Source organism: Tannerella sp. (genome assembly GCF_030528505.1).
Lineage (GTDB): Bacteria > Bacteroidota > Bacteroidia > Bacteroidales > Tannerellaceae > Tannerella.
Window position 1 is genome coordinate 1 of sequence record NZ_JAUMYS010000086.1, and the last position, 11,746, is coordinate 11,746.

The 11,746-nt window shown below is 51.1% G+C and carries 8 protein-coding genes; 1 reads left to right on the forward strand and 7 read right to left on the reverse strand.

Going from position 1 to position 11,746, the window contains the following annotated elements; all coding sequences use genetic code 11:
• Nucleotides 1–91 precede the first annotated feature (91 nt).
• The 7 genes from Q4A89_RS10910 to Q4A89_RS10940 form a co-directional block, all read right to left on the reverse strand.
• Nucleotides 92–418, reverse strand: a complete 327-nt coding sequence (locus tag Q4A89_RS10910; RefSeq protein WP_303185501.1) for a DUF2149 domain-containing protein — start codon at nt 416–418, stop codon at nt 92–94.
• Nucleotides 415–1,017, reverse strand: coding sequence for a MotA/TolQ/ExbB proton channel family protein (locus Q4A89_RS10915; RefSeq protein ID WP_303185502.1), 603 nt, complete (start codon nt 1,015–1,017; stop codon nt 415–417). Before Q4A89_RS10915 ends, Q4A89_RS10910 begins: the two co-directional genes overlap by 4 nt.
• Nucleotides 1,014–1,718, reverse strand: a complete 705-nt coding sequence (locus Q4A89_RS10920) for a hypothetical protein (protein WP_303185503.1) — start codon at nt 1,716–1,718, stop codon at nt 1,014–1,016. The genes Q4A89_RS10915 and Q4A89_RS10920 overlap by 4 nt, the downstream gene beginning before the upstream one ends.
• On the reverse strand, nt 1,719–6,101 hold the full coding sequence (locus Q4A89_RS10925) for a cobaltochelatase subunit CobN (RefSeq protein ID WP_303185504.1): 4,383 nt from the start codon (nt 6,099–6,101) through the stop codon (nt 1,719–1,721).
• 24 nt (nt 6,102–6,125) lie between these two features.
• Entirely contained in the window at nt 6,126–8,375 is a 2,250-nt protein-coding gene (locus Q4A89_RS10930; RefSeq protein WP_303185505.1) for a TonB-dependent receptor, read from the reverse strand.
• Between the two features lie 110 nt (nt 8,376–8,485).
• A complete protein-coding gene (locus Q4A89_RS10935) occupies nt 8,486–10,720 on the reverse strand; it encodes a TonB-dependent receptor (RefSeq protein ID WP_303185507.1) in 2,235 nt (744 codons plus the stop codon).
• Nucleotides 10,721–10,735: 15 nt separating this feature from the next.
• On the reverse strand, nt 10,736–11,419 hold the full coding sequence (locus tag Q4A89_RS10940) for an HmuY family protein (RefSeq protein WP_303185508.1): 684 nt from the start codon (nt 11,417–11,419) through the stop codon (nt 10,736–10,738).
• A 34-nt stretch (nt 11,420–11,453) separates the two neighbouring features.
• Here Q4A89_RS10940 and Q4A89_RS10945 point away from each other — a divergent pair.
• A partial coding sequence (locus tag Q4A89_RS10945) for a hypothetical protein (RefSeq protein ID WP_303185509.1) occupies nt 11,454–11,746 on the forward strand: 293 nt, incomplete at its 3' end.

The window sequence follows — 11,746 nt, forward strand, 5'->3', positions numbered from 1 at the left end:
TGACCGCTGACCGCTGCCTGACAACTAAACAACTAAACAACTAAACGCCCGCAGGGCATAACAATTAACCATTGACAATTAATTTACCCCGCTATTCGGGGACGTAGATGATTTCGCCGTTTTCGAGCTGGTAGGCGGTGCCGACGCGTTTGCCTCGCGAGCTTTTGTCGGACGGGTTATCTTCCGAAGGCGTATATTTCTCGATCTTCTCGCCTTTCTTGGTGATGATCTCCATCTTCTCCGTGCCGGGGTTCTTGACCATCGTGAAGTCTTCTTTCGAAAACATCTCGGTCATGTTGAACCGCGCCACGAGGGCGACCATCAGCGCTACGGCAAAGACCATCGCGACGTCGAAGAGGTTGCCGACGACGCTCATCGGGTCGTTATCGTCTTCTTTCCTGAGCAGATTCCGTTTCATGACTTGTTGCGTTTTTCGTTGATGAGCCCGGCAATGAATTCGAGATTCGTCATGTCCTGCAGATACCAGCGCTGTTTCACCTGCTGGGTGATGAACCCGACGGCGCTGGAAAAGAGTCCGACTACGGTGGTGGCGAAGGCTACCTGCATGTTGTAGGCCATGGAAGCGATGTCGCCCGTGGAGAGTCCCACGAGGGCGGGTCCCATGGGGATGAGGGTGCCCATGAGTCCGAGCATCGGTCCCAACTTGGCCAAGGTCTTGGAGACGGTCAGGTCTTTGTCGGCCGCGATTTCGAAATCGGCCAGCAGGCGCTGCACGTGCGCGGGACTGTCCTTAACGGCCAGCAGCCGGCGCATGTAGACGTTCACGAGCGAGGCGTTGCTTTTGGGCAGGCGCTCGGCGAAATCGTCGAGCCGGTCGCTGCTCAATGTTTCCAGTTCGGGACGGATGGTCGCTTCGTTCTTACGGATGGCAAGGTATTGCCCGAAAAAGCCGCCGATGAGCAGCAGGGCACGGATGAAGAGAAGGATCAACAACACGATCACGGGCACAAGCAGCCCAGTAGATATCCAGTATAAAATATCGGAGATATAAGTCATATTTCTTTGTTTTTACGTAGTTTATAATACAGTTTGATGCGGGCTGTGAAAAAGCCTGCGATGAGTCCGACGAGAATCAGCGCTGTCAATGCAGCCAGCGCGCCCCAGTCGATTGCGGTATTTCCCGTCACGGCCGTGCGACCGTTGACGGTGGTGATGACGCCCAGCACCGCGATCAGGGCGTTGGCCAGAAAGAGGAGTTCGAGTCGCAGCTCTTTTTCGGGTAAGAGGCGTCTCAACACGAAGGAGCCTGCGGGGATGAGGATCAACACTCCCGCGGCCATGCTCCACGCGATGAGCGGGAACGATACGCCGGGGAATGAAAAGATCAGCGCGACGAGTCCGCTGAAGAGCACCGGGAAAATGAGCAGTCCCGGGAACCAGCGCAACACTTTGTAGCTCCACAAGGTGCGTTTGCGTATGCGTCCGGTGGTCATCACATGGGCGGCCAGCATGCAGAAAGCCATCTGGATGACGACCTCGATGCTCAGCACGACGGAGGTGTCGAGCATCAGCGCGGGGCTGGACAGCCAGTCGGCAATCTGTGTCTTCGACTGCTCGATGGCGTAAGGCCATATCAGCCCGACGAACAGGGCGCAGACAACGGCAATCACCGCCACAGACCACCATTTACGATACGTTTGCTTCAACATGAAGTTGAAGCAAACGAGTATCATCAGTACGACTACGACTGTTTCCATTTATTCCCGCATCTTTTTACGGCGATAACGTACGAGCCAGATCAGCACGATGACGGCCAGCGCGACGACGCAGGCGACGATGGTATTGTTCAGCACGTTCGTCTTTGACTGCGCGTCGGCCGAAACGTCTTCCTTCTTCATCACCATGCTCTTCCGGTCGCCCGAAGCGGTCGCCTCACGTATCTGATTGATGTTTTCGGTGTACTGCGCGGCCGCCTGCGCATCGGTCTTTGAGGCGATGAACTGCCGCAGCTTGGCATTGTCGCAGACAAAGCCGGAGCACGACGGTTTGTATTTGTTCACCAGCTCGGTATGCAGCTTGGCAATGTCGGCGATCTGTTGCTCCGTAGCGGGCCACATGCCCTTGCGGATGGTCTCCATCATCACGGCCGTGATCTCTTCGAGCGCCGCCGGGTTATGCTGTTCGAAATATTCCTGCACGCCCAGTTCGAACTTATCCTTGACGTATACATTATATATCTCGTCCCACATCTCCTTGTCGATGGCTGCCGGTTTCATCACGTTCCATCCGTAGGTGTTCTGTACAATCTCGGCGAACGTGCCCGCCCCGCCGGCTTCGCCTTTCATCTTTTCTTTGATGTAGGCGGGGTTGAAGATCGTCGTCCGGCTCTCTACGCCGATGGCTTCCTTCACCTCCTGCATGCGGAAGTTGTTCCGGTTGCGATAGTCGCTCAGGTAAGCGTCCGGATCTTTTCCGGTGACGTTGCGCACGGCCAGATTCAGTCCGCCCATGAATTCGTACACATGGTCGAGGCTCAAGGCGCCCCACGTGTTGCTTTGGCGTGGCTGGATAACGGCGTCGGTACGGGTCAGCGCAGCCTCGAAGGCGAATTGACGGAACGCTTCCCAGTTCTTCTCGCTGCCGTAATAAGCGCCCATATTGTTCAGGTACGTGTCGGCGATTTCCTTTTCGCTCTCCCAACGGTCTCCGCTCATCACCATGCCCTGAATGCCGGTGCCGTAGCCGCCGTTCATCCCTCCGAAGACGCGGAAGGTCGAAATCTCACGGGCGTCTTTCGGCGTGAGCCCTTTCTCGATCAGCGTACGCTCGGCCTCTACTACGCCGGCAGCCACCTGATTCTCGAAAGGTTCGTCCTTGGCCGCGGCAGCCATTTCGACAGCACGGTTGATCAGGAACAGACGCGATGCGGCGAGGTCTCTCAGCTGACCGCTCGTCTGCACCACGACATCGATACGCGGACGTCCCAGCTCTTCGGACGGGATGAGCCTCAAGTCCGTCACCCGTCCGAAAGCGTCGCGCAACGGTTCTACGCCCAACATATACAATACCTGCGCAATCGTCGCTCCTTCCGTCTCGATAAACTCACCGCTCCACAGCGTGTAGCTCACCTTGCGGGGGATGCTGTCGTTATGACGGCGCTTGTACAGCTCGATCGTGTTGTTCGCCATCTGTATGCCTTTCTCCCACGCGGATTCGCTTGGCGTGGCTTCGGCGTTGATGCCGTAAAGGTTGCGTCCGGTAGGCAGCGTATTCGGATTGACAATCGGGTCTCCTCCCGGCGACGGACGCGTATATCCGCCGTTCATCGCGTTAATCATCGAATACAGCTCTTTCTCGGGGCTTTCCTGAAGCGCCTTTCTGTAATGTCCCACATTGCGAATGGTACGCTCTACCTCCATCACAGCCAGTGCGAAATGGATTTCCTCTTTCGTGTATTCTTTTTTCTTGGGCATGCCTCCGCTCATCATGCCGCCCATGCCGGCAGGCATGCCTTTTCCATGGGCCGATGCGCTGTCTTTTCCTTTGGCTGCCATCTTCTCCTTCATCGCTTGCGGCATCTCACCATGTGCCTTGGCCATTTCTTTCATGCCTTCGGACATCTGGCCATGGCCTCCTTTGGCTGCTTGGGACTTTCCTTTTGCTTCCGACGCGTCGGCATGTACTTTGGCTTCGGCCGGCGCCTCACGCCTCATGCTCATCATCATCTCCATCATGCCTCCGGGCACCTTCCGCGACTCTTCTACTTCGCGCGCTTTGGCCAATTCGTCGGGAGTGATGCCTGCGGTACGGCAGATCAGTTCGTCCGATGCCAACGCAGGGTTAGCCAACAAACGTGTTACCAGCTCACGTGCCGGATTCATGTATTGCTGCGTGAACAGCGCGCGATGCTTCAAGGTCTTCTCATCGGCGCGTCCGCGCAGTTTGTCGAGCGCCAGCAGGCTGTACGCGATCGGGTCGGTAGCCATCGCATAGACACTGCTGGTGATGCGGATGTCTTCGTACGGTACGCCCATGGTGTAGAGTTGCCCGGTTATTTTCTCCATGGCCAGCTCTTCGGCGAAATTCTCGATGCGGAGAATGTCGTCTTCCGAATAGGGAACGGTCATGACGCTGTCCAGACCGAGTTCGCGGTGAATGCCGAGCTTTACCGTCGCCGCTTTCACGGCCAGCGACGCACGGCGCAGATCGGCCTCGTTGCGAGTGTCTTTTTTCGCATGTTCATGGTCATGCTCTCCGCCACACGAGCAGGCGCCGACGGTATTGTTGTAAATCTTAATGCGCTCCATCAGTTCGCGGTAGATGCCTCGCACGCTGCTTTCCATAAACGGAGGCGTGAGGTACGACTGCAGTCCGGCATACGAACGACGCTTGGCAATCATGCCTTCTCCCACGTTGCCGATGCTGTAGATGTAGAAGTGCGGCACGGCGCCTACGAGCCGGTCAGGCCAGTCGTTGCTGCTTAATGCCACCTGCTTTCTCGGCGTAAACTCCAGACTGCCGTGTGTTCCGAAATGAACCAGCGCGTCGGCCTTGAACCCGAATTGCATCCAGAGATACGAGGCGATGTAGGTGTGGGGTGGGGCGGCATCCGTTCCGTGCACGACCTTGAAGTTATCGTCGCCGCGACCGGGAGCTGTTTGCGGCATCAACACCACATTGCCTAATTGCAGGCGCGCTACGCCCAGACGTCCGTCTTCGGTCGCCATATACGAGCCGGGGAATTCGCCGAAAGCAGCCACGACCTCCGCGTATTTATCGGGGCGGATTACTTTCTTCACCCAGCTTTCGTAATCTTCTTTCGTGATCAGCTCCGGCCGACCGTTTTTCATAAACTCGTCGAGCGCTCCCTCGGCGTATGCGCCGAACACGGCTCCGTGAGCCTGTATCATGCGTTCCAACTCCTTCGATGAGGCGGGGAGCCCTTCGACTTTGTAGTCTTCGCGTTTCATGCGTACCAGCAGGTTATAGAGCGAAGGCGCTACTTCCATGCCGCCGGCCGACATGGCGCTTTGTCCCGGGCCCTTGTAATAGACGATCACCACGCGCTTTTCGCTGTTCGGCTTGCGTTGCAGGCTGAGGTAATTGTTGACCGTTTCTACGAACGTTTCGAGCCGTTCGGGGATGGCGAAGGCATGATGCATCCCTTCCTCGTCCTTGTAATGCCCGAAAACGACAAACGGACGGACTGCTCCGTCGATTTCAGGGGTGACGATGCTCTGCGAAAGGAAACCGCCGTTCATACCCATCTTGTCGTCCTCCCATTTCTCTACAAGCCGGTTGGCATTGAGCGGAGCGAATAGGGGAATGTTCTGCCGGGTCAGATAGTCGACGATGTAGTCGCCCATACGTCCGTGCGCCATATTGATGACGGCCGAAGGTTGTACCGTGTCGATGTGATGGTTGCTGACAAGGTTCTTCATGTTGCGTACGGGATAGACGACGTTGCCCGTTTCTTCGAGCCGCCGGATCAAGTCGGTCGGCTGTCCCATCGGGCCGGTGACGATGATGCGCGGCGCTCCTTCTTTCAGCAATCCGTGCTTTTGCAGGAACGCGTGATACTCGGCAATCGAGTTGAAGCCGAGTTCTTCCTCGTCCGGTTTGCCCGGAACGGCATGGTAGAGCATGTCATTGGCGCGCTCTACGACGGCCTCCGGTTCGTTGACCGACACCTTTTTCTTGTCGACGTATTTACGCACGTAGTTCAGCACGCTCCGATAGTTGCGTCGTCCGCCGTTGCTCAGGTAGTGCTTCAGGGTATCGGCCTGAAGTGAGTCGAGCGAAATGATCTTGTTGGCGGGGTTGGTCGCTGCCGTCGTCAGAACGGCCAGACCAGCGTCTGCCGCTTTCTGTATCTGCGCCCGCTGCTCTTCGGTGATACGCAATCCCATCCCATTGATAAAGACCATGTCGTAGCCTTTGAGCTTGTCGAGCTCTTCGGTATCGACGGTCGCGATCTTGATAAACGAATTGTCATTCGCTTTGTGAATCTCACCCAGGGTGATGATCTGATAATTGACAAAAGCCACTCTCGTGGGAGATATCCACTTGGAATATACAAAGAACGCCGCTGCCAAGATGACAGCGACGACTCCTCCCCATAAATAAATTTTACGTTTCATGTTTAATATTGTTTCTGCTTATCATTATTTTCCGATCAGTTCGGCTATATTGACCGAGAGGTTGGCGACAAACTCCGTGCCACGCGAGAATATCGCGTAACGATCGCTCGAAAAGTTGTCGTCTTTCGTGTTAAAGAGATTATCTACGCCGATATTCAACGTAATCCCTTTCGGGAATCTGCACGAAGCGTTCAGCCTCCAAATCATATAGTCCTTTAATTCCACCTTGGTTAAGACTCTTTTTTTGGAGACAGACGATATACCCCAATAATCTACCCCGCTCATCCATCGGCCGTTCAAACCTAAAGTCGTTCGGCATTTTCCGATTTTTCGGCTGTATTCGGCTTGGATAACCGCCGTATGCGGACGTACATAGGAACTTCTTCGGCCTTTGATTTTCGTATCGTCATACACATACGAATACGTTCCTTTCAATGTGAGGTTAAACGGAAGGCGTACCTGCATGTTCACGTCAGCCCCATACGTCTTGGCCGAATCGGCATTGATATAAATATAGTCGGGAAATCTTTTCTTTTTATCTTCGGAAATGCGTGTTGTCAGCGCAATTCTATTGTTGAACCAGTTATAGTATCCGGTAACGGAGATGTTGAAGATACCGGCCGTCCATTCTCCCGACAGAGTCCCGTGGTGACTTGTCTCGGGTTTCAGGTCGGTGCTGCCGTAAATTTTAAACATCCCGCCATGATTAAATTCTCCATACAATTCTTTCAATGAAGGTGAGCGAAATCCGGCAGCATATCCTCCGCGCAACGTTACATTGCCGATTTTATACATGGCAGATAATTTAGGGTTTACATGTACTTTGTAAAGCGAATGATAATCCATTCGAATCCCTCCGACGAGGGTCAGGCGGTCGGTAATCCGGTAGTCGTCCTGTACATACAACACATAATTTGTCATGCTGTTGGCCGTTGTGTCCTTAAACCAGTACGTTCTGAGTTTTTCGGCGTTTACTTCACCGCCGACGGTCAGCGAATGTCGATCCGCGAGCAACAAGCTGTAATTCAGTCGTACATTGTTAAGAATATCCCGGTATCTGATTTTTGTTTTACGATGATCGGCCGAGTCTATATCGTCTTTAAAGTAATTGTCATAATGATAGGATAAATCCAGTCGACTGTTTTCATTAAAGATATAGTTCATTTTCCCGCCGAATGTAAAGTCACGGAAGCGTTCGCTTATTTTTCCTTCGTTTACATACAACAACTTGTTCTGATAAAAACTGCTGTTCAGCTCGGCGCTCAGTTTATCGGTAAAGTCATATCCTATTTTTTGCGCGATGGAAAAAGTTTCATATCCGCGCATATTATACTTGCTTAATTTGGGGCTTATCCCTATTGAGTCCCGTCCGTCGGGAAGTTCATACAATCGTTTTGTTGGCTTTCGCTCTTCGAATGTGAAAGGGTCTCGACGACTGAACGACGCGGTCGTCAGTGACGAAAATTTCTCCTGTCGCGTACCTAACGATACGGTATATTTCTGGTCTCTGCGGCTCGTCAGACGCGTCGAAACTGTTCCGACGAACGGACGGTTAGCCTTTTTAGTGATAATGTTAATCACTCCTCCTAACGCATTCGATCCGTAAAGCGTCGACATCGCGCTTTTTACAATCTCGATCCGTTCGATGTTATCTACATTTAGCCGCGTGAAGTCCACATTATCGGAGGCTCCTTCGCCGGCAATTCTTTCACCGTCGATCAGGAAAAGCAGATAGCGGGAGTCCATACCCTGAAAAGAGATGGAGGGGAGTCCCGAGCCGTGTGCCGCTCCGTTGAAATGCAATCCCGGCACTTCGTATTCGAGCAAGCTTTTAAAATCCTGAGGATCGATTTTCTTGATGTCTTCGGCCGTGATGACACGTGTCACCACAGGCTCGTCTTTTAACATCTTCTCGGTGCGTGTGCCGGTAATGACGACTTCCGTAAGATTGTTTCTGGCTTCATCGAGCACGATATCAAGTTCGGGCTGTTTCACCGCATCCACCTCTACCGTACGAGGTTCATAACCTGTACAGGATATACGGAGCTTGTACGTTCCCTGGTTGAGTTTTATACGGAACTCACCATTCACATTGGCAGCCATGCCGATATTCGTTCCCATGACCATCACCGTAGCATACGGTATCGGTTCGTTTTGCTGATTTCTTACGATTCCCTTGATGGTATAATCTCTGTCTGCCGATTCTATGTCTGTTGCGTATATGCTAACGGAGCATAGTAACAAGAATAAAAAAGTAATTGTTTTTCTCATCATTTGTTTTGTAGTTTAAATTTGACACTGCAAAATTCGGCAGAGAGCGAAAAATCGGCAATCCCTATTGTTGGCTGTTTTAACATATCATATCCCTATAAATAAGGAGAGGCTTACAATCCGAACATATCGGCGAGGTTGATATTTACCGTACCAATCAGGCTGATACCCTTCTGCGGCAATTGTAGCGAACTGTCTGCCGCCTTATCTTTATAATTCAACAGGTTATCGACGCCTATGTTGACCGATATTCCTTTTGGCATCGTTACACCCGCATTCAGGCTGCACAAGGTGCGTGCGTCGTAGGTGACCGATTCGAGCGAACCGTCCGGAGAATACCAGTAAGTATCCAGCCGTGAAGCCCATTGTCCGTTCAGCGCCAGATTGGCGCCGATCTTGCCGAATTTGCGCGAGTAGACGGCATTGAACGTCACGCTGTGCGGCCGGACAGACGAGGTGTTTCGTCCGTTCACTTTCTCATAGTCGTCTACAAAAGCATACGATCCGGTCAAGACCAATCCAAAATCCAGTCGCATCTGCACAATGGCCTCGATACTTGTCGTTTTCGCGCTGTCTACATTCATGTAGCGCATATCTCTCGACTTTTTATCCAGTCGGGCGTATGAAATTTTGTTATGAAACAGATTGTGCGAAGCCGATACGGAAGCATTGAATCGTCCTTTGGTGTACTCGGCCGAGAGCGAGAATTGATGACTCGTTTCAGGCTTCAGGTCCGGATTACCGTAAAGCATCAGAATACCCAACCCGCCCATATCATACTCCTGATACAATTCTTTCAGCGACGGCGAACGGAAGCCTTGTGAATAGCCGGTACGGAGCGTAACCGTTTCGGCCGGACGATACATGGCCGAGACCTTCGGCGTTACGTGCCAGTGATATTTGCGATGATAGTCGGCACGTAATCCCACGATTACGTTGAGCGAACGAAGCGGTTTCCAGTCTTCCTGCATGTAAAGGGAGTAGTTCTCGTTGCTGACATGAGCACTGTCTTTCAGCATGTAATGCTTCAGATATTCAAAAAAACCTTCGGTTCCGATACTGACCGTATGATCGCCATACGTGCCCGAATAGTCTGCACGCAGCATTTGTGTCCGGTTGCGGTAATCTGTCCGCCTGAATTTTGCTTGAAAAAAGTCTTTGTCTTTTTTATAATTGTCGTAGTTATACGATACAATCAATCGACGGTCTTCTTTGAACAGGTAGTTCATTTTTCCATTCAGCGCGTAATCGATAAAAAAGTCCTGATATTTTCCGCCCTCTCGAATGTCACGAGCGTTATGATAGAATGATCCGCGTAAATCCACACTGAGCTTGTCGGTAAAAGCATAGCCGAATTTCTGCGAAGCGTCCCACACTTTGTATCCGTAGACGGTCGTTGAATATGTTCTTGAAATCGTATCGGAGACGGTTCCGTCAGGCAGTACCCGGGTGATTGTTTTTCCTTTTTCATCCCCGATCGTATATGTGTCTCGGGTACGATACGTTACGCTGGTAAGTGAAGAAAAGCGGTCTTTCTTCGTTCCGGCCGAAACAGTATATTTCTGTCCGTTCGTCCCCGCATAACGGGCATGAATGTTTCCTGTAAACGGACGATTGGCTTTCTTGGTAATGATATTGATCACGCCACCCAATGCATTCGAACCGTAAACGGTCGACTGCGATCCGCGAATAAACTCGATCCGTTCGATCTCGTCGACATTGAAGCGGGTGAAATCGACGTTGTGGTCGGCTCCTTCGCCGCTGATCCGCTCGCCATCGATCAGGAACAGCATATACTCGCCGTCTACGCCTTGATACTTGATTTGCGGCATCCGGCTCATGCTGTTGTAGGTGATCTGTAATCCGGGCAATTCGTATTGCAGGAGCGTCTCGATACTCATCGGGTTAAGTGCTTGAATATCTTTCTGCGAGATGACGCGAGTCAATATGGGCACTTCTTTGAGTGGCCTCGCAATGCGTGCACCGGTAACGACGACTTCGTTCAGTTCATTTTGGGCCGGACGCAAGGCGATCTGTATCGCCTCTCCCTTCATGGGAACATTCACTTTTATTTCTTCGGGCACATAGCCGGTAAACGATACGCGAAGCGTATATTCGCGTCCTTCATTCAAACGGATGGCGAACTCTCCGTTCGCATTCGTGCCGGCACCGATCGTAGCCCCTACGACCCACACGGACGCTCCGGGCAGCGGTTCGCCGTTTTCATCTACTACCGTGCCCTTTACCGTATATCGGGCCGGTTCAAATCCTTCGTCTACTGCAAAAACGGTGCCCGAAGGCACCGTCAGAAAAAGCAGAAACAATATTTTCCCGAAAAACGACTTCATCTTTTTTGCGGAAAGTTATTTCGGTTGAAATTCGTATTGGAAGGTTACGTGCCCCGTTTCTCCTACAGCGCTGAGATGGTCTGTAAATTTCAATTTCGCATGGCTTCCATCCTTGAATTTTACCACATATACCAATTCCGATAATTTATAACTATAGGGAGGCATTGTGCCTGTAGGGGTCTTAATCAGCCAACCCTCAAGTACTTTATTTAAGTTTGATTTGGAAGCATATCCTACCTTATAAGAAGTCATTTCGGAGGGGTCGGTAATTATTTTGTTTTCAATAATTTTATCTGCTTCATATCCTGTGGCAGGAAGTGTTTTTACATTGCTAATGTTTTTTTCTGCAGTAGCAACCGCTTCACCGTTGTTTGTTTTAATATCATAGCGATGAATAGCGATATGCCATTTAATCTTGATATCGGCTTCCGAACCTTGTGCAGGTGTTGTTTTATATTTAATCCGTTTTCTGTCTTTTCCCGTTCCTTCTACTTTGTAATAGTTCCATTCGCTAAAGTCGCGGTGGATTTCCGTCTGGCCTGTCTCTAAATTAATATAGGTCCACATATCATATTTAGTGGCATCGATGGTTAGGGCTTTTTTGACCGTTTCTTTCTTGACATCGTCTTTCTTGTCACATCCGACGAATGCTAAACCGAGCGCAACAAGCGCCATCATCATTACACTTCTCTTTTTCATAATCTAAATACTTAATGTTTTTAATTAATTTTTTATGACTGCAAAAGTAGAGGCGTTTGTCAAAGAGGGCAATCCCGATTTGTCGGTATTTTTAGGTGGTTTCTCCCTAATAATAGGGATATGCCGTGAAGTCGTCCGATATGGGTCGGTTATTTTTTTAGGGCTGTCGGGCAAAAAAAGGACGTTCTATTTCTTTTTATCCATCGTTGATAGAGGCGTTTTTGCGTTACGCGGAGGCTTGTTCTTCGGTTTCATCGCACAGCGATCGTTATTTTTACTTAAAGGAGCCTTCCTTAAGATGAAGGAATGCTTCCTTAAGATGAAGGA

Excerpts from the sequence above, each read along its gene's own strand:
- Q4A89_RS10910 (WP_303185501.1), bottom strand. The coding sequence starts at position 418 with ATGAAACGGAATCTGCTCAGGAAAGAAGACGATAACGACCCGATGAGC.
- Q4A89_RS10915 (WP_303185502.1), bottom strand. The coding sequence starts at position 1,017 with ATGACTTATATCTCCGATATTTTATACTGGATATCTACTGGGCTGCTT.
- Q4A89_RS10920 (WP_303185503.1), bottom strand. The coding sequence starts at position 1,718 with ATGGAAACAGTCGTAGTCGTACTGATGATACTCGTTTGCTTCAACTTC.
- Q4A89_RS10925 (WP_303185504.1), bottom strand. The coding sequence starts at position 6,101 with ATGAAACGTAAAATTTATTTATGGGGAGGAGTCGTCGCTGTCATCTTG.
- Q4A89_RS10930 (WP_303185505.1), bottom strand. The coding sequence starts at position 8,375 with ATGATGAGAAAAACAATTACTTTTTTATTCTTGTTACTATGCTCCGTT.
- Q4A89_RS10935 (WP_303185507.1), bottom strand. The coding sequence starts at position 10,720 with ATGAAGTCGTTTTTCGGGAAAATATTGTTTCTGCTTTTTCTGACGGTG.
- Q4A89_RS10940 (WP_303185508.1), bottom strand. The coding sequence starts at position 11,419 with ATGAAAAAGAGAAGTGTAATGATGATGGCGCTTGTTGCGCTCGGTTTA.